This is a genomic window from Rahnella bruchi (genome assembly GCF_003614975.1).
In the GTDB taxonomy this organism is placed as follows: domain Bacteria; phylum Pseudomonadota; class Gammaproteobacteria; order Enterobacterales; family Enterobacteriaceae; genus Rahnella; species Rahnella bruchi.
The window spans coordinates 34,900-56,581 of sequence record NZ_QZWI01000002.1 but is presented as its reverse complement, the minus strand read 5'-3'; the positions used below and the strand labels follow the sequence as shown (position 1 = coordinate 56,581).

Here is a 21,682-nt window from a genome sequence, read left to right as displayed (position 1 = left end):
CGATTTCCTGTAAGTATGAGCAGAGTTGCGAGGGAACCGCGAAGCTGCTGAGTCAATTCTGACAATGATTATCCCGCTTATCCTGTTGTTCAATAGTCAGAATAGGCGGGAAAAATAAGGTCAGCTCTGCCGTTTGAATTAAGACCACGCAGGCAGGGCTGAAACATCAGGTAACGATTATGCGAAGATATCTACGCTATTGTTGCCGCCGATCCGCTGTGCAATAGAGGCCGGAACCGGCAAGGCATCGCTGGCCGATGTCGTGCCGCCGCCGTTAAATGCCGCCCAGCTGGCTGCATTGCCTTGTTGAGAACCGGACTGCGCACTCTGCTGCTGCGCCTGTTGCCACTGCGAACTGTCGCTGCCGACGCTGCTCTGACCGAGGCTGATGCCGTTGTCGGCCAGCGCGGTTTTCAGATCAGGTAATGCGGCTTCAATCGCTGAACGCACGCCGCTGTGGCCGGAGACAAAGTGCAGCTGTGCCTGATTGTTCTCAATCTTCATGCTGATCTGGATTGAACCTAAATCTTCAGGATGCAGACGAAGTTCGGCGGTTTGTTGTCCCTGACGGTTAAACATCATCACCTGCTGACCGAGCTGCTGCTGCCATTCCGGCGTACCGAGCTGCGCATTCAGCAGCGGGGTAGACGGTGCGGTAACGGCGGTGGTAGTCGTCGGTGTGGTGGAAACCGGCGCAGAAGAAACGGCAACCGCCGCGGTGTTCAGCTGGTTCAGCGCCTGCATGCTGTTATCCGGCGCGCTGTTGTCTGTCTGCTGTAATGCCGCCGCATTACCGGTGGCGGCGCTCATCGAAGCCAGCGCACTGCTGAAATCAGGCGTATTTGTGGTTGCTGCTTTACTGGCGACATGTTGCGATGACGCGGCAGTCGTGTTCGCGGCAGTGGCGGCTTTCGGATCGGTATCCGTCACGGCAGTTTTGCCGTCACCGGTCAGTAAAGAAGATGCCGTCAGGCCGGAAAGCAGCGAGCTTTTCTTGTCAGCACTGGTGGCGTCATCACTGGTGGTTTGCGTTGCCACGGCGCTGGCGGTTTGCACCTGTTGTGCCGGTTGCTGCTGCGCCGCTAGCTGTGCGAAAAGCGCCTGCAACGGCAGGGTATTGGCATCGTCTTTCTGGCTGTCTTTATCTTTATCGCTCAGTCCGGCGTTTTTTATTGCCGACGCATCAGTGCCTTTCAGACTGCCGTTTGGCAAAACCTGAATCGCAGCAATCATTTTGCTCAAATCGCTTTCATCAAGCATCAGGCTGCCGTCGTTTTCGCCGGTGGTCAGCGCCTGAGTCAGCGTGGCTTTATCAACCGTTTCGCCTTTAGCTGAAATCTGCTGGCCGAGTTTGGCTAACGTGCTGGTCAGTTTCGGATCGAGTTTCGAGCCGAGCCGGGCTTCCAGCTGGCTGGCGAAACCGGCAGGAGAAGTGGCTGTCGTATCACTGATAACTGAGGTGTCAGCGCCGGAAGCAGTTACCGATGAGGAACTGCCGGACGCCGCGCTCGCGGTGGTCTTTGCCGTGGTCACGGCAGCAGGCAAAATATTCAGATTCATGATTGTTGCTTCCTGTGTGCGCTGCGCTGGGCGAACTCATCGTTCTGCTTCTGATCGAGCTTGTTTTCCAGAGAGCGTTGCTGCTCACTGGCGCGGGATTGCAACGTCTGGTAGGCATTGAGCCGTTGCTGCTTGTCCTGCCACTGGTTTACGGCGGCGTTGAGCCGCTGATCCCACTGCTGTAATTGTTTGCGGTGCTGGTCAATCGCCACTTCCAGCGTGCCGATAAACTGCTGATAGTTCTGCCAGGTATTCGCCGCAATCCCGCCGCTCATCGTGGTATTGAGCTTTTCGCGGTACTCACGCTGATAATTGAGCAGCATGGTGAGCTGTTCTTCAGCCTGATGATGTGACTGCCTGATTTGCCCCAGATGACTGGTGGCCTGATCCAGCGCTTTTTGCGCCAGAGAACAAAGGGTGATCAATGGTGATGCGTTTTCCATCTGATTTACCTTTATCGGTTAAAAAGTTAGCCTGGGAACAACATATTCAGTTCCAGACAGGCGTCTTCGTAGGTACTGCGTTCCATGATGTCCTGCTGGAGGAAGTTCTCCATTTGCGGATACAGCCTGATAGCGCGATCGAGCATTGGATCGCTCCCTGCGGCGTAAGCGCCGACGCTGACCAAATCACGGTTGCGCTGGTAGCTGGACAACAGTTGTTTGAAATTACGTACGCGCCCGTACTGGGCGTCATCAATCAGCGAAGTCATCGCACGGCTGATTGAGGCTTCGATATCGATCGCCGGATAATGGCCGGATTCCGCCAGACGGCGTGATAACACCACGTGGCCATCGAGAATGGCGCGGGCGGAGTCGGCAATCGGATCCTGCTGATCATCGCCTTCGGTCAGAACGGTATAAAATGCCGTGATCGACCCCCCCCCGCTGATGCCGTTACCGGCGCGTTCGACCAGCGCAGGCAGTTTGGCAAATACGGAAGGCGGATAGCCTTTGGTGGCCGGAGGTTCACCGATGGCCAGCGCGATTTCACGTTGCGCCATCGCATAACGGGTCAGGGAATCCATGATCAACAACACATGCTGACCGCGGTCGCGGAAATCTTCGGCGATACGCGTGGCATAAGCCGCGCCCTGCATACGCAGAAGTGGCGATACGTCAGCCGGTGCGGCGATAACCACCGAACGGGCGCGACCTTCGTCACCCAGAATATTTTCGATAAAATCTTTTACTTCGCGGCCACGTTCACCAATCAGCCCGACCACGATCACGTCGGCTTTGGTGTAACGCGCCATCATGCCGAGCAGGACGGATTTCCCGACACCGGACCCGGCGAACAGTCCCATACGCTGGCCGCGACCGACGGTGAGCAGGGCGTTAATGGCGCGAACACCGACATCCAGCACATCGGTGATCGGTGTACGTTGCAGCGGGTTGAACGGTGGCGTAATCAGCGCGGCGCGATAACCGGTGTCCGGCGGCGGTAAACCATCGAGCGGTTTGGCACTGCCGTCGAGCACACGACCAAGCAGCTGCGTACCCAGCGGCAGTTGTTTCCCAGCGCTCTGACCATCCGCGGCGATACGGGCATAAACCCGCGCACCCGGCAAAATCCCTTCCACTTCTTCCAGTGGCATCAGGAACAGACTCTGACCGTTAAAACCGACCACTTCACTTTCGACTTCCTGCACCTTTGGCCCGTCGTGGCGCTCAATCAGACAGGTCGCGCCCAGCGGTAACTGCAGGCCGGTGGCTTCCAGTACCAGACCGGTTGCCCGCGTCAGGCGTCCATAGCGGCGAACCGACGGCGTGCGGGCCATGCGTTTTTCCGCGTCATCGAGCGTTTTCAGCAGGCGGCTCAGGCGGGCGGTCATCAGAGATCTCCCGGTGCCGCAAGGCGGCAGAGTTCATGCCAGCGGGTCGCCAGTGAGGCATCCATGTCGCCATCTTCCGCGCTGACTTTACAGCCACCGCTGTGGATCTGGCTGTCGGCCAGCAAACGCCAGCCGTTCATGCTCAGGCTCGCACCAAGCTGTTGCTCGACGCGCTCGAAATCCACCGGGTTGACGCGTAGCTGTGGTTTCCCTTTAAACATCGGCTCCTGCTGGATCAGCTGCTGAATCTGATTGAGCAGGGCAGAACCGTCACAAATCGGTGCCTGGCCGATGATTTGTTTCGCGGCGGTCAGCGCCATTTGCATCAGGCGCGAGGCGATCACGCTGTCCAGGGCATCCAGCGTTTGCTGGAAATCCGACACCATATGCTGCCAGTGCTCGGTCAGAACGGCCTGCTGTTGCTGGCCTTCCTGCAAACCCTGCTGCTGTCCGGCTTCCTGACCCTGCTGGAAACCGGCGGCGTAGCCCTGTTTTTGCCCGGCTTCCAGACCCTGCTGGAAACCCTGTTGTTCGGCGCGGCGTTGCAGATTCAGCAATTCATTCTGATCGACCTGAACCCCTGGCTGACCGTCGTCCGGAACCTCTTCGCTGTCAGCCAGCAAAGGTTCGTCGGGTTTGCTGAAAACCGGCACTGCGAGGTCACCCGGTCTCCATGGCTTCCATGGCAATGCATTAATACGTTCGGCATTTCGCTCTTCAGCGGTTTTCTTTTCCGGTGCAGGTTTGTCGGACATCGGGTTATCAGACATAGGAATCCTCGCCGCCGCCAACCATCATTTCGCCGGACTCTGCCAGACGGCGAACCGTTTGCAGGATGGCTTTCTGTTCGTTCTCGACCAGAGACATACGCATCGGCCCACGGTTCGCCAGGTCGTCGCGCAGGATATCGGCCGCACGCTGGGACATGTTGCGCAGGAACTTGTCGCGCAGCGGCTGTTCCGCACCTTTCAATGCCACCAGTAACGATTCGCCTTCGACTTCCTGCAACAGGCGCTGGATACTGCGATCGTCCACATCCACCAGGTTTTCGAACAGGAACATCTCGTCGATAATTTTCTGTGCCAGTTCGCCGTCGTAACCACGAACTGCTTCGATAACGGCCTCTTCCTGCTGTGTTTTCATCAGGTTGATAATTTCCGCCGCAGTACGAATACCTCCCATCTTCGACCGTTTGAGATTCTGACCGTCGAGCAGGTTGTTCAGCACTTCGGTCAGTTCCGCCAGCGCCGCTGGCTGGACACCGCCGAAAGTGGCGATACGCAGCATGACGTCGTTGCGCAGACGCTCGTCGAACAGCGCCAGAATATCTGCCGCCTGACCCCGTTTGAGGTGAACCAGGATGGTGGCGATAATCTGCGGATGCTCGTCGCGGATAAGATCGGCCGCCATCAGCGGTTCCATGAAGTTCAGTGTCTCCATGCCGCTGGTGGTTTCGCGAGATTCCAGAATGTCTTCCAGCAGGCTCGATGCACGTTCCTCGCCGAGCGCTTTGGTCAGAACCGCACGCAGGTATTCGCTGGTGTTTACACTCAGCGCCGCGTACTGCTCGGATTCGTCTTCAAACTCGTTAAGAACTTCCGCCAGCTGCTTGTTAGAAATCTGATGGATGTTGGCCATCGCGCCACTGATTTGCTGCACTTCGCGAGGGGAGAGGTGTTTGAACACCTCCACCGCGCGGTCTTCGCCCAGCGTGATCATCAAAATGGCGCTTTTTTCGGTTCCGGTCATAGTCATGGTTGTTCGGTACTCATCCATTGGCGGATAACCAGGGCGACGATACGAGGGTCCTTATCGGCCAGCTCCTGAACACGTTGAGTCTGCACTTCGACGCTGACGCGCTGCTGTGAACGTTTACGTTTCTCCAGCTCGTCGTTGCTGAGTTTGACCGGTTTGCTGCCCTCAGGCTGCGGCATGGAAGCGGCCAGCGCCGCAGCGGCGGCTGCATCTTTTTCTGCCTGCTGTTTGCGCAGCATCGGACGAACCATCTTGCGCCACAGCAGCCAGGCAACAATCAGCACCAGCAACCAGCGACCGGCGTTGAGCATTTGATCGAAGAACGACTGTTGTTTCCAGAACGGCAATTCGCCGGTGTCGTCTGCCGCTTCGTTGAACGGTGTATTCACCACGTTCAGCGTATCGCCGCGTTCCTGAGAGAAGCCCATCGCTTCACGGACCAGATCATCAATTTTCTTCAGCTGATCGTCAGTCAGTGGCTTGGCTTTACCGTCCGCACCGACCTGATAGTTGACGACTACAGCAGCAGACAGGCGCTGAACGGCACCGGCGCTGTGCTGGGTGTGCGTAATTGTGCGATCCACTTCATAGTTAGTGGTTTCATCACGACGGCGGTTAGACGGGCCTGATGAACTGGTATTGCTGGCAGTGTTCTGCGCGTTATTACCGGCCTGATTCTGTGCCCCGTTAGCATTGTTGGCCGCAGGCGGGTTAGTTACCGGCGCAGTGGCTGCCGGTGCTGGCTGGTTGCTCAGCGCACCCGGTACGCCACCGACGGCAGACGCGCCAATCTGATCACTGGTGCTTAACTGACGTGAACGCACTGCCGCTTTATCCGCAGAACCATTCGGCTGGTAATTCTCATCCGTCTGTTCGCGGCTGGCGTAATCAATTTGCGCGGTAATTTGTGCGTGAACGTTACCGTTACCGACCACCGGTTGCAGGATGGACTCGATACGGCGTTGCAGACGACCTTCCACTTCGTTGGCGTATTTCAGCTGGGAAGCGTTAAGGTCACGGCCATTGTTATCGGACTGCGTGAGCAGATGACCGCTCTGATCCACGACAGTGACGTTAGCCGGTGGCAATCCTGAAACGCTGCTCGATACCATATATACGATGGCGTTGATCTGACCGTCATCCAGCGCGCGACCCGGTTGCAGGTTCAGGGTTACGGAAGCAGAAGGATTTTTTTGTTCGCGGACAAACAGGGAAGGCTTAGGAATGGCTAAATGCACACGTACGCTGGAAACCGGTCCGAGTGTTTCGATAGTGCGGGAGAGTTCACCTTCCAGCGCGCGCTGATAGTTGATCTGCTCGCTGAACTGGCTGATGCCAAATTTTTCCTGATCCATCAGTTCAAAACCGACTGCGCCACCTTTTGGCAAACCGGCCGCAGCCAGTTTCAGACGTGTTTCATACACTTTATCGGCGGGAATAAGCAGCGCGCCGCCATTATCAGAGAACTGATAAGGGATATTCATTTGAGTCAGCTGAGTGACGATGGCGCCGCCATCCTGATCACCGAGGTTGCTAAACAACACCTTATAAGTAGGCTGCTTGGCCCACAGCATCATGACAACAACAATAGCCACGGCGGCCGCAGCAGCGATGGCAATAGGAATTTTTGGGTTGGCGCGCAGGCGATTAAGCAACGCAGTAAAACCGCTTCGAGGGGTTTCTGCGCCGGCTATTGCGGAACTCATACAAGATCCCTATTTAGCTGTTGGATGGTGGTGTTCATGTTGTCTCTTAACAAAACAGACTCCCAGGTGGCGCAATCGTTGAAGCGTGACATTTTTCAGTCCTCCATAAAGGCAGGCCTATTTTCTAGGTGAGCCATTATTTGCCCCTCAAGGCAAAGTTAATGGCCCGATAAGCCATGGTTTTTAGGTTCAATTACCGCGTTTAGGAAAAAACTGATGTGATAGGGTGTCATTCCATGAAATAGGCCATTTGTACCGTGACACCCCTACAGACGGAGAAAACATGTCAATTCAAGGCATTGAGAGCGTTTTACAGCAGATGCAGGCCACTGCGATCCAGGCAGGCGCTGCGCCGCAGACCGATACCGCATCAGAAGCCGGTTTCGCCAGCGAATTAAAAGCGGCATTAGGCAAAATCAGCGAAACGCAGAACAACGCGAAACTGGAATCTGAAAAGCTGGAGATGGGCGTTCCCGGCGTCAGCCTGAACGATGTGATGGTCGATCTGCAAAAATCATCGATTTCACTGCAACTGGGTGTTCAGGTGAGAAACAAACTGGTGGCGGCGTATCAGGACGTGATGAATATGTCGGTGTAGGTGTGATAACTGGTAATTTTAAGTAAATGCTCTGATTCTTCTTATGGCAGGGTAGGGATGGAACAACAGACCATTATGCGTCATGGGGCCGTATTTATTTCAAATCAGTTTTTTGAATAATGATTTTTCATGATCCAAAATTTACTCATGTTGGTAATGGCCAACTTTTTGTTGGCCATTACCGTTAAGTTAAGACTCTGTATCAGCAATCATTAAACGCTTTACATACGCTTATCAGATTACCTTTGTCTGTATCAATAAAAGCATCTAAAGGAATGCCTGGTAAGCCTTTAATAAATTCGCTTTTGCCATCTTTAACCACTCCGATAATTTGCTGTCTAAACTGTACTGATGAAAATACATCGCTTTTAAATATGCCATTAAGACTTATATAGCCATTTTCACCGCTACAAATAATAGAGTCACTTGATGCAATTATTGAGATTTTATTTTTCCTAACAAGATTTTGCACCGCATTATCATCAACTACTGCGCCAGTACAAGTTTGGTAATTCAGTTCGATTTTAAAAGATGAGTTCTGCGGAGAGAGAAAATTGATTCCGCTTGGCAGACTATTGTTAGTGCCGGAAGCGGAGAAGCCGCTTTCCATAAAGAAAGGCGCTGACGAAACCCCTTCAATATTCTGTTTAAAAAATACAGACTGGTAGTTCGACTGTTTACTTGAGACTACGCCCTGCGGGGTGATTCTTAGTTTTGTGATTGTGTCAGGCGAAACAACGTATCCACATATGGCATTCTCATTTATTCCGATGTTTTTGCAGATGTTTGCATAGAAAAAGGAATGGTTATCTGAGGTGATTTTAAAGATATTTTTTGCGAAGGCTTCAAACCATAAAAAATTGAGTTTGCTCTCACTTACCGGCGAATAAATAGGGAGCGAAAATTTTTGCGACCCTATCTGAAGTTTATCACCTGATTGAAATATCTTATCTTTAAGAGATGTTACACCCCATAATTCTGATGCAAAAGCTAAGTAGTCTGCATTTTTCCCTGATTTATAATCAGCTATATACTTGTTTTCTTCGTTGTTATTAAGGCTTCTGCCAAATCCAAGATATTTATTTTCTGATCCAGAAATGTCGAGTACTGTTGGCCATACGTCCATTAAGGTGCCGGCAGTATTGTTTTTGACGGGATTAAGTCCCTTTTTAATAATGATGAAATTATTTCTTCTCAGGTCTTTATGTTTATCGAGTAACGCGCTCGCATCATTTTCCATCATAAGATGATCGGATACGAGAACAATAATTGTGTTATCAAAAGATGGGCTGTTTATGATTTTTTTTATAAAATCATTAAGTAAATAGTCGGAACACTGAACTGCAGATAACATCGCATAGTCTGTCTTAATCCCAACTTTATCCTTGCATTCAGAAAGGAATAAACCATCCGGTGAGTGTGTGTTTACAGTCAGGAATGATAATAGGAAGGGTTGCTGGGATTTTGTCAGACGACTAAACTCCATCCAGGCATGATTGAGAAGAACGTCATCGTGAACGCCCCAACTACTTATCTGATCAGGTGATGCCAGACCGTTTTTGACAAAATAATTCAGATCATCTTGTCTGCTCCAGCCATGCTGCGAAAAGAATTTATCACCGCCGGCAAACTCCTTATCACTGCCTCTAAGAAATTCTGTGTTATATCCCTGGTTAGTTAACCATGTTGCTACACAGTTAGCATTATTAAGAAACTCTGATAAGTTACCCCCAGTATTCCCTTGAGCCATGACTAATGGTATACCGCACTGAGTATTCACCATGCCGGCCATTGTCCAACCAAAACCCCGGTTGGCAGGCTGTATTATATTGGTGAAGTCTGCATAATTGTCAGCCAGAGCACTGAGGTGCGGCAGGTAGTTCTCACCCTCTAAATTACGGAATGTTCTCTCTAAGCTTTCAGCATAGATAAAAACATAGTTATATTTCTTATCCAGATTTTTATCTGGAATAAGATATTCACTTTTAACTGCGGCTGCATTGCCTTTACTGAAAAAGGATTCTTTCGTGGCATTGAAAATGTTGATTGAAAATGATGAGAATATAACGGAAATAAACACCATTAAGTACAGGAAGGATGATATTGGTAGATGTAATGATTTTATTTTTTTCAGTTTAATCAGAGTGCAATAGATAATAAGAAATAAAATTATTGCTATAAAAAAGGAAGCAACTTTAATTTTTGGGATTAGGTCATCTACTGAAACACCTTCTGAACTGTTTTGTAAGTGGTAAAACACAGCATCATTAACACCGTTGCCTGTGAACATATTTGATATGTACCAAAAGGCAAAGGCCAGAAGTGTGACTATAGTCACCATTGTTTTTGTTACTATGAATTTTGGTGATGTAATCGTAAATATAATCAGTAAAGCTAATATTGTATAAGTCATTCTGTGGGTTCGACATTTGTTAAGGGATTATGTCAGTATGCCACAAGTTAGTTTTTCAAATAGATGTAAAACATTGTTAATGCAGATTTAAAGGATGACAAAATTTTTCAGATGCACAGAGAATGTGTGTGGGAAACTTACAAGTCCGGAAGGGGTTATGGGAAGCCTCAATGGAAAACCGTAGAGCAGAAATGAATGCTGTCAATCACGTTGCATGGATAGCAAAGCGAGGTTTAAAAGCTGAACTATCAATAATCGTTATCGATATCTTTTACTGCCGCTTTCAAGACGTACCATACCATGAAAACGACAACAGCTATGATGATAATCAGATATATCAAAGCTCATTTCCTTTCTTGTATGTCGAATTTTACTGTGAGTTCCCATCAGCTGATCATAGTCTATCGTTAAAATATTACAGCCAAACGTGGAAGTCCTTCGTTTCGGAATAATCACTTATCTGTATTATCGACAATACCAGAGCAAAACTTGAGGCGCTGTGAAGAATTGTTGCAAATTGTTTAGTTACGTTATTATTACAATGTAATAGGTTGTAAGCACTTTCAAGAAAAAAATGTTACCGATGTCACAAAATTGTCCTTTGCATGTGCAGGTTTATTTGCAAGAATCGCAAAAAAATCGCTTCACCTGCATAAAGCACCTGCACAAAATGATAATCCGTCCTCCCCGTCACTGGTTCTTGCGTTTGTTCGCCTGGCATGGTTCAGTCCTGCCCAGTATTTTGTTCCGTCTGAGTCTTAATCTGCTGATGTCACTGGCTGCAATCCTCAGCCTGCCCTGGTACGAGACGTTGGGCGTTAAGCTCACGCTGGCGCCTTTCAGCCTGCTCGGGGTTTCCATCGCTATATTCCTCGGCTTTCGAAACAGTGTGGCTTATTCACGTTATATCGAAGCCCGGCAGTTGTGGGGCGGACTGCTGATTGCCTGCCGCACATTGCAAAGTCAGGTGATGGCCATATGTCCGGGTGAGGCGCAGCGTGTGACTGCACTTTTACTCGCATTTTGTTACAGCCTAAAACATCAGCTGCGTCACAGCGATCCGCGCCCGGATCTCGAGCGTTTACTGGGTGATGATGCGGAAGACATTCTTTCGCGTCGCGCACAAACCAACATGGTGCAGCTGCGTCTGTCGCAATGGCTGGCCGAACGCCGCCGTACCGGAGAACTGTCAGACGTGGTGTATGCGCACATGGATACCACGCTGTTACAGCTCTCTCAGGTGGTTGGAGGGTGCGAACGGATCGTCAGTATGCCTATCCCGTTTGCTTATGGCCTGCTGCTGCACCGCACGGTTTATTTGTTCTGTAGCCTGCTGCCGTTCGCGCTGGTGGTAGATCTGCATTACATGACGTTGCTGGTGTCAGGCTTTATTTCCTATACGTTCCTGTCTCTGGACACGCTGGCGGAAGAGCTGGAGATGCCTTTTGGTTATGCCAACAATCATCTGCCGATGGATGCGATGTGTACCAATATCGAGATTAACTTGCGTGAGATGAATAACCAGACGCAGTTGCCGGATACGCCAATGCCGGACAAACATTTCCGTCTCAGCTGATGTGATTCATTGCACGGAATGAACATTTTTCGTGCAATGAATAGGCAAAATTCTGAAGTTTCACGAGACTGTCATAATTACGAAACAAAAGTGAAATAACCTGTTGGGGCAAACACAAACCCAATCCGTTCTCACGAGGTATTTATGTCAGTCATTCAGGCCAAATCATTGCACGAAGCCGAAGACCTGCTTAATTCCGGTATAGTGAAAAAAGTCGAACTGGCTTTTAATATAAACAGTGATGAGTTTTTTAAACTCGCGCTGGAATGCGGTGACCGGGGTGCGAAAATCACCAAGGGCAAGGAATACTTTGTTATCACCTTCAAAAAGTGGGTTATTCCTTCCAATGATCTCACTGCAACGAAAAGCAACGTACTGATGTAATGGCTTTTCGCGTCTCCATAACACTGTCAGAAGGCAGCGTTATGGAGATATTTGTTTCCCGCCTGTGACGTTTTATGCCACCGCTTTCATCATATAAACACTGAGCGGATCCGGTGCCTGCTGATAATCCCCGAACGCCTGAGTGCGCGAATACCCAAGTTTCTCATACAGGGTAATAGCCTTTTCCTGAAACACTCCTGTTTCCAAAAACAGCTCCCGATGTCCCAGCGCTTTCAATTTCTTTTCCATTGCGGCGATCAGAAGTGATGCGATACCTTGCCCGCGAAACAAAGGATTAACGTACACCCGCTTCATCTCAGCCAGCCCCTGGCGGGTAATGTACAAACAGGCGCAACCGGCCCAGTCGTCATCCACCCTCGCCATGAAGCAGGTAATCTCACCGTCATCGAGCTCAGTAATGTTAATCCCCTGAAAGGATTCCGGCGGATAAAGCGGGTATTGATACGCGTCCAGCTCTGCAATAAGCCGGGTCAAATGCGGGTGGGTGGCATCGGTTTCGAAAATCTGGGCACTCACAGCGTGGCTCTCATTGCAACAAATTGGACAAGTATTCTTAACCGAAATTACTCCAAAAACAAGGGAGTAAAGCGGGGAACTGTGGCCTGAAAACCCTGCAAACTCCGGAAGTTTGTAAGTTTTCGTGTTGTTTCTGAATCGTCTGTCAGAGTTGTCTGATTTTCAAGCAGCATCTTGTCTTTATACGTTATACCTAATTCATTTCAGTAACATTTATCCGATGTGATTAATGTATACAATGAAATAACTCTATGTGATTAATAGAAGCCGCATGATCACTCAGGGTGCGAAGAAGTAAAATATAAGAAATTGATAGTAAGGATAAAATTATGGCTGTCTATCCTGTTGGCGTTTTTGTCACGCTTACTTTTACACCAGGTTTGTTTGAAGTTATCGCAGTGCTGGATGAGGTTACGCCGGTGCAATATCAGGTCATTAATGTGGAAACGGGGAACGTGATTCGGGTGAATGAAAACTTCATTCGCGGAATTATAAAACCGTAGACTTCAACGCATTAAGCTGAAAATCACCAAGGCCGGACAGGTAAAATTGTCCGGCCTTTCTTCTTAATCAAATTAATCAGGCATCAGGTTGTTAAAATCTTCTTCATAGAGGCCACGGCACTCTTGCATAAATTCTGGAAAACCCAGTTCAGAGGTCTGAACTTCGCGGCCCAGACGCTTTTCTAAATCCTCGTGAAACCACTCAAATTCGCCATGCAGAATGCCGGTAAAACCGGTCAGGATGATGCATTGCTGTGGCGTTAATTTTTTCACGGCCAATCCTTATGATGTTTTTGAGCACGATAAATGCTGAAAGAGAGAAGTGCTTCACGCCGGTATCCGGCAGGACGCGGTGACATATTCTATCCTTTAATTAATCTCACTGGAAAACAAGGAGTCACATATGGATCAGGATCTGTTTGAACAGGCGCCGTTGCCCTTACTGACACGGTTTCAGGTTGGCGACCGGGTAAAGTTACTCACATTTCCGGTGGGCGTTCATCCGGCCAGTTATCAGCTTGATGTGATGATCACCAGCATTCAGGACGGCGAGTTTGAAGGCGAAATTCTGCATATCGCGCCATTGGGTCGGCTGGGGCATCATGAAGCCCACTTTACGCTAGGGGGGCACGTCGCTTTCTTCGCCAGAAACATTCAGGGGATGGCGGCCTGAGCCGGTAATCCTTTGCGCGCAAAAATGTGGCCGGACATAAAAGCAAAAACCCCGCGAACCGGGCGGGGTTTAATGACTTCATCATAAAGTACGGCTTGTTACATCAGGGGCTTAACGTGCTTGGTCAGCGCCTGGTTACTCAGTTCATCTGCCTTGATTTTCGAACAATCTCCGCAATAGCCAACGAGATACCAGTTCCCGTCTGCCCCTTTTTCCGGATTCACTTTGTAGCGCTCATTTTGTTTACCGTAAAATTCGCGCTCTGCGTGCTTTGATGCATCTTCCCAGAAGCACAACGAAAACTGATGGCATTTATCGACATGCCGTTGTCCGTTGCGACTTCCTCCAACTAACAAGTAATGATATTCAGACATGCATGCTCCTTTTCCCAATGTGGGCAATTATCCTGACAACAAGTTACAAACTCGTTTCACCTGGAAAAGACCATCTCAAAGACCGCATAAGAAGCACTGCAAAAGGGTGCGCTTTAGGCTACCCGTGACACTTTTTTAAATTCTTTAAAATTATAGAGCAGAACGGGGTACTGGCGCGTAAAAGCAAAGAATTTGTGATAAAAGTCACTTTTTATTTTTCTGTGAGTGTGACATTCCTCTTACAACAAATTAAGTTGTTGTGATTCATCGCCGCTTGCAGGCTTTTTTTGCTTAGGTTTTCGCTGCTTAGCAGCCGGTGTCGGACGCTGCATTTCGATATTCAGCCAGTGCATGATTATCGTAACCGTATAATCTTGCTGGATTTTTGACATTTTGGTATGCGCGGGGATGTTATGCCACTTTTCCAGACATCCGCGGCAGCAGGTTCCCGTCGCGTGTTGCGCGATAAAGACTGGATGGCCGCGCATAGGTGTCTGTTTTCCATCATTTTGCGGTTCGGCAGGCGCAAGCCGGCTGGCAACGAAATCAGCAGCATGTTGGCTGACATCTTCTGGCCCTTTATTCTGGCAATACAAATATTCTTTTGAGCCAAGATGGAAGCGCTGGCGGAAAGGAGAGGCCGACAGGCGCTGAAAAACGTGATCAATAGATAACATCGTCATTTGTCCGTTCAAAATCTACACGCAGAAATAGCGGGTTAAACCTTATCAGCTCAGCCTTTAGCGAGAATGTCCTCATGCTAGTCTGGCCAGACTGATTCACTTACCCCGGCAGGATCCTGCGATGGCAGAAAAACATGTTATAGATTTGGTCATGACGGTCAACAAACACGCCGAAGAAACTGCCATGCAACAGATGATGCTGCGAAATTTTATCATCGTGATGTGCCGCAGTATGACCGAAGAACAAAAAATTCAGGTGAGATGGCAGATGCGCCAGATTCATCAGGTCACAGATGCTGAGTACCGTGACGGGGATGTTCATTTGCTGGAAAAGGCCCGTCGTGACGTCGAAATTATGCTCGAGCTGATCAATTAGGTTTCATCTGATGTTCGGTCTACAGGGCGATGGTCTATCATTAAGTCAATGATAACCAAAGGGAGATAAGTATGGGATTTTGGAGAGTGTTAATCACCATTCTGGTGCCGCCGCTGGGCGTGCTGATAGGTAATGGTTTTGGCGGTGCGTTTCTGCTGAACATTATTCTGACACTGTGTGGTTATCTGCCGGGCTTGATCCACGGCTTCTGGGTTCAGACGCGTAAATAACGAGTCAGGCTCCTGAATAAAAGCGTTTTAATCAGAACCCGGTTTTGACCCCTTCAGGTCAGGCCGGGTTTTCTTTTGGCATCAGTCTTACGCAGATGGCTCAAAAGAGAGAGAACAACATCACCACGGGCAGGCTCATGGGCCAGGTGAACCCGATAATGCCGGAGGTTAACAATCTTATTTTAATCGTGTCGCGGCTCACCAGAAGGGTAAACAACACCGCAATGCCCAGACCGCCCCAGTAAATCGTCTTAATTACTTCCCACCAAACGTGCACAACCAACCCCTGAAAATGATTAAAAATAACGGCGGGTATGATATTCCGTTAACATCTGGTAATCAATTATTGTGTGATGTTACTCAAAGTTTTGTTGTGTGGTGCTTTAGTGCGAATTGTTATAACTCTTCTACTGTGCCTGGCGTCTGCGCCGAAAGAGGGCGCAAATGCCCGCGAATGGCGGTAGGGGCGAAGCCAAAACGTTTGCGAAAACGTTCTGCAAAACGGGAGCCGCTTTCATAGCCGACCTGATGGGCAATATGTGAAATCGCCAGATCGGTGCACTGCAACAACCGCAAGGCATGGGTCATGCGCACGTCGATCATCAGATTTCTCAGTACACAATTTTCCGCCGCCAGACGCCTTCGCAGCATCACCTCATTCATCATCAGATTTTCGGCCACTTCTGCCGCCGTAAATGATTTATGCAGATTATTGATTAGCAGTTCGCGAACCTGTTCCGTAACAGTTTCAGGGTGTCGCAGGGAATAGCGCACGCCGAGTTGTGATAACCACAATAATTGTTCGATCATGCGGTGGCGGGTAATGGCTGCAGGCAGGCCGTGGTGCCAGAGAATGGCGCTGTGGGTATCGGTGAAGCTTTGTTTGAAGGCGCCGGGGATATGCGGAATAACCTGTAAGTTTTCGACCGTGATAAGCGGCGGACTAAAACCGGTGGCGTGCAGTCCCGCATCGGTCAGTAGCTGATGATCCCACGCCATAATGGCGCAGCTGAACGGGCCGTTATCGGAAAGATGATGTGTCAGACTCAGCGTTTGCCCGCTGTTAAGAACCAGCATTTCGCCGGACTGTAGCGTAACCTGTTGTTGCAGAGAGTTTATTGAAAGACTGCCATTCTGAACTAGGATCAACTGTGGCTTATTAATATAAACATCATGAATAAAAAGTTCACTGTGCTGAATAAGCAGTGAAATAGTTCCTATTCCTGGTGTTACTTTTATTTTACGAACCATGTTGATGATGCCCGAAAAAGACGACAGCAATGTAATGCTTGCTGCCTGATAAAAATGTCCCGCTTATGCTGATACAAACAGGCTACCGGATGGAACGTGTTTTACTAAAGAAGACCAGAGAGTGCCAGCCCTGGCAACCAGGCGCTCCCTGCCTCTGAAAACTTTTCGCACAAGAAATATTGAAAAAATAAAACGAACTTAACTTTACATTTTTTAGTATTAATAATTATTGGCGACCGCCATAAGCAATCGAACGGAGATCGATTTTTCCGTAAGTCGTATTCACTTGTTGTTGTCGTGTTGACTGTCCAATCAGCTCGGTGAGTTTATTCATCCGTGCCTGTAATAACGTTTTAAGGGTATTTTCATTATCCAGAATGATACGCAAATAACGACGGATATCATTCTGAACCATGATCGACGTCTGTTCTGACATCGGCAACTTAGTCGTTGCCTCTACTGCTTTAACGTAACCCACTTCGAGCTCAACCAGCTCATCCCACTTCTCTTCATTCGCCAGCCGCAACATCTGCTCGCTTAAAGACAGGATCAGTTGATATTCATTAACCAGATACTGATGTTGATCCATTATATTGGTCCTGCGACGGGTGATAGTTTGGGCCGATTTGCCGCCAGGCATCGGCGATGTTTTCAAGCAAGGCCAACACTTCCGTGATGGCCTCTTGATCGTTGTGTAAATTGGCATGTAATAAACGACGGACCATATAGGAATAAAGCGCTTCCAGGTTATCCACTAATTCAGGATCGCCTTTCTCACGACTTAATCCGGCTTTTAAACCGCTGTCGATAATATTGATAGCCATAGACAGCGATTTGCCTTTTTCGGCAATGCTGCCCTGCTGAATAAAGATGCGAGCGCGGATCAGGGCGCTGCGCGCCCCGTCAAATAACATCGTGACCAGCTGGTAGGGCGTGGCGCTCATGACGCCACTTTCAAGGCCTATCTGAGCGTAGGCCTGAGTTCCTTTAGCGTTATACATAATTATTGTCCTAATGAACTTGAAGTGCTGGTGGTCGCGAACTGCTGAGTCAGATACGTACTGGTACTGTTCAGCGAAGCCATCGTCACATCGAGTGCAGTAAACTGAGTTTTATAACGCGCAATCGTGGCTGTAATGCTGTCATTGACTGCGTTGTACTGAGTCGTCAGGCTTTTCAGAGTGGTGTTAACCGCTGTTTTCGCATTGGCAATTGTACCGCTGTCAGTATCAAGGAATGACACGTTCAGGTTGTTTAACTTAGTGATAACACCGGAGGTAGAGCCGTCACCAAGCAGCATGGTTTTGACATCACTGGTATTATTTGCCAGAACATCATCTAGCTTAGTCGTATCAACTTTCAGATTGCCGGTGCTCGGATCGGTCGTGATACCGAGGCTGGAAAGTGAGCTGATACCATTGGAATTGAATGCTGAAGAAATAGCTGATTTCAGTTGTGTCTGGATGGTGCGCAGCGCGCTGTCACCCAGCAGGGCGCCGTTACTGGTGTCCTGAGTATCCGCATTATTATCAACCGCGGTAAACTTCGTCAGGCTGGTAAAGGTGGATTGCAGGGCATTATACGCAGTGACAAATGCCTGGATTTTCGTGCTGGCATCGCTGGTGTCTTTTTTCACAGTCAGCGTTGCTGCGGTGTCAGTGGTCGCCAGCAGATTTAACGTAATGCCTTCCGGGGCATCAGTGACTTCGTTGCTTTGACGCTCAATGGCGATGCCGTTAACGCTAAGCTGCGCATTCTTCGCTTCAACGTTTTGCGTCATGCCACCGGTATTGTTCGATGAGTCATAACCAATGAATGAATTTAGCGTGTCATCACCTGTCACGCTCAGCGTTATCTGCGAGTCAGTACCGGTGTCATCTGAGGAAACAATCAGCTGATAACTGCCATCGGAAACTTTCAACACGCTGGCCGTAACACCGGCATCGGCGCCGTTAATCGCATCACGCATACCGGCTAATGACGTCTGGTCATCAGTCAGTGAGATGGATACTGGCGTACCATCACCTTTCGTAATGGTAAGACTACGGGTACCGGTAGATGTCGTTCCGCCTAAAGCTGTACTCGTATCTTTCGCCGTACCAGAGACCAGTACCTGCGCTTGCGCCAGCTGAGTAACGTTAATCGCATATTTACCAGCGGCAACACCCGCTGCTGTGGTTGCCGTAAAAGCAGTAGTATTGTTTGAGGTGGCTGTCGTTGCCTGATAGACAGACGCGCTGTTCAATGCTGAAGTCGCATCCGCGAAAGACTGTAAAGAACTTTGTAAGGTTCCATAGGCAGTCAGTTTGGCGCTGTAACTGCTTTGAGCGGTGCTGATTGGCGTCAGACGTGCTTTCTCTGCAGTGGTCAGATTATCAAGCAAAGTCGTCAGGTCCAGCCCTGAGCCGATACCTAATGAAGATATAGTGGCCATATGTATCCTTTACGGTTTGTATAAGAGTCTTTAAGCCCTATCGGCACGACGGAGAAAAAGTTTAATGGAATGCAACAAAAAGTAATGGCGTGAATAGACGGTATAAGGAAGGGTAATTCTCAAAGTAAGAAATCGAAGTTTTTTGAGAAATAATTCTAAAGGTTGTCAGTGTAGCGCCGATACAAGTTTGGACGGTGATGAACGCCGTGGGCAATAAGCCCGAACCCTTAACCAGATTTGAAGGAATACACTCATGGCTCAAGTTATCAATACCAACACGCTGTCTCTGATGACTCAGAACAACATGAACAAATCCCAGTCCGCGCTGAGCACCGCTATCGAGCGCCTATCCTCCGGTCTGCGTATCAACAGCGCAAAAGACGACGCTGCTGGTCAGGCGATTGCTAACCGCTTCACTTCTAACATCAACGGTCTGACTCAGGCTTCACGTAACGCCAACGACGGTATCTCCGTTGCGCAGACCACTGAAGGCTCACTGAGCGAAATCAACAACAACTTGCAACGTATCCGTGAGCTGTCTGTTCAGGCCGCTAACGGCACCAACTCCGATTCTGACCTGGCATCAATCCAGGACGAAATCACTTCCCGTCTGGACGAAATCGACCGTGTTTCTGGTCAGACTCAGTTCAACGGTGTGAAAGTACTGGCTTCAAATCAGACCATGTCTATCCAGGTTGGCGCAAACGACGGCGAAACCATCGACATCGACCTGCAGAAAATCGACTCCACCACTCTGGGTCTGAACGGTCTGAACGTGCAAACGGCTAACGTTTCTACTGGTAAGGCACTCACTACCGTGCCTACAACAGTTACCCTGAACGGTGTTGCTGCGGATAAAACTGCATTCGATACCGCTGTTAAAGCGTTAGATACTACACCTGCCGCTGCCGCTGCAACTATTGTTAAAAGTACCGACGGTAGCTATTTCGCTAAAGTTACTGGCGCAACCGATGCAACTAAAAATGGATACTACTCAGTAAGTATCGATAACACGTCAGGTGCAGTAACACTGGGTACACAGGTTGCTGACCAGACTTCAGTTAAAACAGATGATGTTGCACAGACTACCAGCACTGTTAACAAAGCTATCGACATGACTGATGCATCTGTTACCGCAATTTCTGGTGCTAAACTGTATCAGGTTACCAACGCATCTGGTGATACTGCTTACGCTGTAAAAGGCACTGATAACAAGCTGTATTCAGCGACTGTTACCAATGGCAAAGTGACCGTTGATACTGCGACTTACACTGATGCTGATGGTACTACCAGCAAGACTGCGAACGTTCTTCTGGGCGGTACTGATGGCCTGAGCAAAGTGGTTACTGTTGGTACAGGTGAGAATGCTAAGACTTACCTGGCAAGCGATCTGAATGGCGCTAACCTGAAAACAGACACTCTGTCTTCAATCAAAACTTCTACGACTGATCCGCTGGCTGCTATTGATGCTGCAATCGGCCAGGTTGATGACTTCCGTTCTTCACTGGGTGCGATTCAGAACCGTTTCGATTCTGCCATCACTAACCTGAGCAACACCACCACTAACCTGTCTTCTGCACAGAGCCGTATTCAGGATGCTGACTACGCGACAGAAGTTTCAGCAATGTCTAAAGCACAGATCCTGCAGCAGGCTGGTAACTCAGTATTGGCTAAAGCTAACCAGGTTCCTCAGTCTGTATTGTCCCTGCTGCAATAATTGTCTTTGCAGACAAATTACGCAGTTCGGTCATAAACAGCTTAAACCCCGCTCCGGCGGGGTTTTTTTTAACCAAAATTTACGATTCTCCGGGTTAAATGAAAACCATTCGCTGGTATAATTTAGGATAATCTTTATGTTGTGATTGATTTTTATACAGTCCTTTACGCGTCGTTGTCCGCCGGTCAGAAACAGAATGAGCGAGACATAATCAAAATAACCGCGCTTTTAAGGCCTTATTCAGCCGATTGAACAGCGATTAGCACTGGCACAATGATACTGACCCTCAATTTGCCAGGTTACGACAGTGAGCGATCTGTATACCGCCGACGGCGTGATAGACAAAAATTCTTTGTGGCAGCGCTATGTTCCGCTAGTGCGCCATGAAGCCCTGCGTTTGCAGGTGCGGCTTCCCGCCAGCGTAGAGCTTGATGATCTACTGCAAGCGGGAGGGATCGGCCTGTTAAATGCGGTTGAGCGTTTTGATGCGATGCAGGGAACGGCGTTTACTACGTATGCCGTCCAGCGTATCCGCGGTGCGATGCTTGATGAGTTGCGCAGCCGCGACTGGGTACCGCGCAGCGTCAGACGTAACGCGCGTGAAGTGTCCCATGCGATGCATAGCGCAGAACAAAAATTAGGGCGACCACCGAGTGAAGGAGAGGTGGCGCAGGTGCTGGATATTCCTATTGAGGAATACCGGCAGATATTAATGGATACGAACAGCAGCCAGTTGTTTTCTTATGACGAATGGCGTGAAGAGCACGGCGATACTGCCGAGGCATTGATGGAAGGGCACGAAGAGGCCAACCCGTTACATCATCTTTTGGAGGGCAATTTGCGCCACCGGGTGATGGAAGCTATCGATGCGTTACCAGAACGGGAAAAGATGGTACTTACGCTTTACTACCAGGAAGAGTTGAATTTAAAAGAGATCGGGGCGGTGCTGGATGTCGGGGAATCCCGGGTAAGCCAGCTCCACAGTCAGGCGATTAAGCGCTTGCGCGCACGTCTGGCAAACGACCACTGATCCGCTTTTTCCTGGCCGGTTATACATTTTATATCCCTTATCAGGAAT

The 21,682-nt window shown here is 49.3% G+C and carries 25 protein-coding genes; 9 read left to right on the top strand and 16 right to left on the bottom strand.

Features of this window, described 5'->3' with window-relative positions; genetic code table 11:
* Positions 1 to 177: 177 nt before the first annotated feature.
* From D5398_RS05700 to fliF, 6 genes are read right to left on the bottom strand one after another with little or no spacing between them, the layout of a single operon-like run.
* Positions 178 to 1,560 carry a flagellar hook-length control protein FliK gene (locus D5398_RS05700; RefSeq protein WP_120506742.1) on the bottom strand — a complete coding sequence of 461 codons (1,383 nt, stop codon included), beginning with the start codon at positions 1,558 to 1,560 and terminating at the stop codon, positions 178 to 180.
* Complete coding sequence (gene fliJ, locus D5398_RS05695; RefSeq protein ID WP_120506741.1) at positions 1,557 to 2,003, bottom strand: flagellar export protein FliJ; 447 nt, start codon at positions 2,001 to 2,003, stop codon at positions 1,557 to 1,559. Before fliJ ends, D5398_RS05700 begins: the two co-directional genes overlap by 4 nt.
* Positions 2,004 to 2,029: 26 nt before the next feature.
* Positions 2,030 to 3,394 carry a flagellar protein export ATPase FliI gene (gene fliI, locus D5398_RS05690; RefSeq protein WP_120506740.1) on the bottom strand — a complete coding sequence of 455 codons (1,365 nt, stop codon included), beginning with the start codon at positions 3,392 to 3,394 and terminating at the stop codon, positions 2,030 to 2,032.
* Positions 3,394 to 4,149, bottom strand: a complete 756-nt coding sequence (gene fliH, locus D5398_RS05685) for a flagellar assembly protein FliH (RefSeq protein WP_162940728.1) — start codon at positions 4,147 to 4,149, stop codon at positions 3,394 to 3,396. Before fliH ends, fliI begins: the two co-directional genes overlap by 1 nt.
* Before the next feature lie 7 nt (positions 4,150 to 4,156).
* Positions 4,157 to 5,149: a flagellar motor switch protein FliG gene (gene fliG / locus D5398_RS05680; RefSeq protein WP_112291784.1), complete on the bottom strand. Its 993-nt coding sequence runs from the start codon at positions 5,147 to 5,149 to the stop codon at positions 4,157 to 4,159.
* Positions 5,146 to 6,855, bottom strand: coding sequence for a flagellar basal-body MS-ring/collar protein FliF (fliF, locus tag D5398_RS05675; RefSeq protein ID WP_120506738.1), 1,710 nt, complete (start codon positions 6,853 to 6,855; stop codon positions 5,146 to 5,148). The genes fliG and fliF overlap by 4 nt, the downstream gene beginning before the upstream one ends.
* Positions 6,856 to 7,138: 283 nt before the next feature.
* On the opposite strand from fliF, the gene fliE reads away from it, so the two are divergent.
* The gene (gene fliE, locus D5398_RS05670) at positions 7,139 to 7,453 is read left to right on the top strand and encodes a flagellar hook-basal body complex protein FliE (protein WP_120163032.1); all 315 of its coding nucleotides are present in this window, start codon (positions 7,139 to 7,141) and stop codon (positions 7,451 to 7,453) included.
* Between the two features lie 202 nt (positions 7,454 to 7,655).
* Here the strand turns inward: fliE and D5398_RS05665 are convergent, their stop codons facing one another.
* Positions 7,656 to 9,866 carry a phosphoglycerol transferase I gene (locus D5398_RS05665; RefSeq protein WP_120506737.1) on the bottom strand — a complete coding sequence of 737 codons (2,211 nt, stop codon included), beginning with the start codon at positions 9,864 to 9,866 and terminating at the stop codon, positions 7,656 to 7,658.
* A 670-nt stretch (positions 9,867 to 10,536) separates the two neighbouring features.
* On the opposite strand from D5398_RS05665, the gene D5398_RS05655 reads away from it, so the two are divergent.
* On the top strand, positions 10,537 to 11,442 hold the full coding sequence (locus D5398_RS05655) for a bestrophin family protein (RefSeq protein ID WP_120506999.1): 906 nt from the start codon (positions 10,537 to 10,539) through the stop codon (positions 11,440 to 11,442).
* Positions 11,443 to 11,586: 144 nt separating this feature from the next.
* Positions 11,587 to 11,826: a hypothetical protein gene (locus tag D5398_RS05650; protein ID WP_120131015.1), complete on the top strand. Its 240-nt coding sequence runs from the start codon at positions 11,587 to 11,589 to the stop codon at positions 11,824 to 11,826.
* 72 nt (positions 11,827 to 11,898) lie between these two features.
* On the opposite strand, the gene D5398_RS05645 is transcribed toward D5398_RS05650, so the two are convergent.
* Complete coding sequence (locus D5398_RS05645) at positions 11,899 to 12,363, bottom strand: GNAT family N-acetyltransferase (RefSeq protein ID WP_120506735.1); 465 nt, start codon at positions 12,361 to 12,363, stop codon at positions 11,899 to 11,901.
* A gap of 329 nt (positions 12,364 to 12,692) precedes the next feature.
* Here D5398_RS05645 and D5398_RS25425 point away from each other — a divergent pair, with 329 nt between their 5' ends.
* Positions 12,693 to 12,866, top strand: coding sequence for a hypothetical protein (locus D5398_RS25425; RefSeq protein WP_162940724.1), 174 nt, complete (start codon positions 12,693 to 12,695; stop codon positions 12,864 to 12,866).
* 72 nt (positions 12,867 to 12,938) lie between these two features.
* On the opposite strand, the gene D5398_RS05640 is transcribed toward D5398_RS25425, so the two are convergent.
* Positions 12,939 to 13,139: a DUF7736 domain-containing protein gene (locus tag D5398_RS05640; protein WP_120131017.1), complete on the bottom strand. Its 201-nt coding sequence runs from the start codon at positions 13,137 to 13,139 to the stop codon at positions 12,939 to 12,941.
* Positions 13,140 to 13,269: 130 nt separating this feature from the next.
* Between D5398_RS05640 and D5398_RS05635 the strand changes: the two genes are divergently transcribed.
* On the top strand, positions 13,270 to 13,539 hold the full coding sequence (locus D5398_RS05635; RefSeq protein ID WP_120506734.1) for a hypothetical protein: 270 nt from the start codon (positions 13,270 to 13,272) through the stop codon (positions 13,537 to 13,539).
* A 98-nt stretch (positions 13,540 to 13,637) separates the two neighbouring features.
* Here D5398_RS05635 and D5398_RS05630 read toward each other — a convergent pair whose 3' ends face one another.
* Positions 13,638 to 13,913, bottom strand: a complete 276-nt coding sequence (locus tag D5398_RS05630) for a hypothetical protein (protein WP_120506733.1) — start codon at positions 13,911 to 13,913, stop codon at positions 13,638 to 13,640.
* 239 nt (positions 13,914 to 14,152) lie between these two features.
* Positions 14,153 to 14,590, bottom strand: a complete 438-nt coding sequence (locus D5398_RS05625; RefSeq protein ID WP_120506732.1) for a DUF4186 domain-containing protein — start codon at positions 14,588 to 14,590, stop codon at positions 14,153 to 14,155.
* A gap of 127 nt (positions 14,591 to 14,717) precedes the next feature.
* Between D5398_RS05625 and D5398_RS05620 the strand changes: the two genes are divergently transcribed.
* On the top strand, positions 14,718 to 14,972 hold the full coding sequence (locus tag D5398_RS05620; RefSeq protein WP_120506731.1) for a hypothetical protein: 255 nt from the start codon (positions 14,718 to 14,720) through the stop codon (positions 14,970 to 14,972).
* Positions 14,973 to 15,043: 71 nt separating this feature from the next.
* Positions 15,044 to 15,202 (top strand): YqaE/Pmp3 family membrane protein, encoded by a 159-nt coding sequence (locus D5398_RS05615; protein WP_015690040.1) that lies wholly within the window; start codon positions 15,044 to 15,046, stop codon positions 15,200 to 15,202.
* A gap of 100 nt (positions 15,203 to 15,302) precedes the next feature.
* Here the strand turns inward: D5398_RS05615 and D5398_RS05610 are convergent, their stop codons facing one another.
* From D5398_RS05610 to fliD, 5 genes are all read right to left on the bottom strand, one after another.
* A complete protein-coding gene (locus D5398_RS05610) occupies positions 15,303 to 15,479 on the bottom strand; it encodes a GhoT/OrtT family toxin (protein ID WP_112291764.1) in 177 nt (58 codons plus the stop codon).
* A gap of 119 nt (positions 15,480 to 15,598) precedes the next feature.
* Positions 15,599 to 16,351 (bottom strand): helix-turn-helix transcriptional regulator, encoded by a 753-nt coding sequence (locus tag D5398_RS05605; RefSeq protein WP_244216715.1) that lies wholly within the window; start codon positions 16,349 to 16,351, stop codon positions 15,599 to 15,601.
* Between the two features lie 328 nt (positions 16,352 to 16,679).
* The gene (fliT, locus tag D5398_RS05600; protein WP_120506730.1) at positions 16,680 to 17,042 is read right to left on the bottom strand and encodes a flagella biosynthesis regulatory protein FliT; all 363 of its coding nucleotides are present in this window, start codon (positions 17,040 to 17,042) and stop codon (positions 16,680 to 16,682) included.
* Positions 17,017 to 17,454, bottom strand: coding sequence for a flagellar export chaperone FliS (gene fliS, locus D5398_RS05595; RefSeq protein ID WP_120506729.1), 438 nt, complete (start codon positions 17,452 to 17,454; stop codon positions 17,017 to 17,019). Before fliS ends, fliT begins: the two co-directional genes overlap by 26 nt.
* A gap of 2 nt (positions 17,455 to 17,456) precedes the next feature.
* Complete coding sequence (gene fliD, locus D5398_RS05590) at positions 17,457 to 18,887, bottom strand: flagellar filament capping protein FliD (protein ID WP_120506728.1); 1,431 nt, start codon at positions 18,885 to 18,887, stop codon at positions 17,457 to 17,459.
* A gap of 253 nt (positions 18,888 to 19,140) precedes the next feature.
* On the opposite strand from fliD, the gene D5398_RS05585 reads away from it, so the two are divergent.
* Both D5398_RS05585 and D5398_RS05580 read left to right on the top strand, forming a co-directional pair.
* Positions 19,141 to 20,604, top strand: a complete 1,464-nt coding sequence (locus tag D5398_RS05585; protein WP_120506727.1) for a flagellin N-terminal helical domain-containing protein — start codon at positions 19,141 to 19,143, stop codon at positions 20,602 to 20,604.
* Positions 20,605 to 20,911: 307 nt separating this feature from the next.
* The gene (locus D5398_RS05580; RefSeq protein ID WP_120506726.1) at positions 20,912 to 21,634 is read left to right on the top strand and encodes an RNA polymerase sigma factor FliA; all 723 of its coding nucleotides are present in this window, start codon (positions 20,912 to 20,914) and stop codon (positions 21,632 to 21,634) included.
* Positions 21,635 to 21,682: the final 48 nt, after the last annotated feature.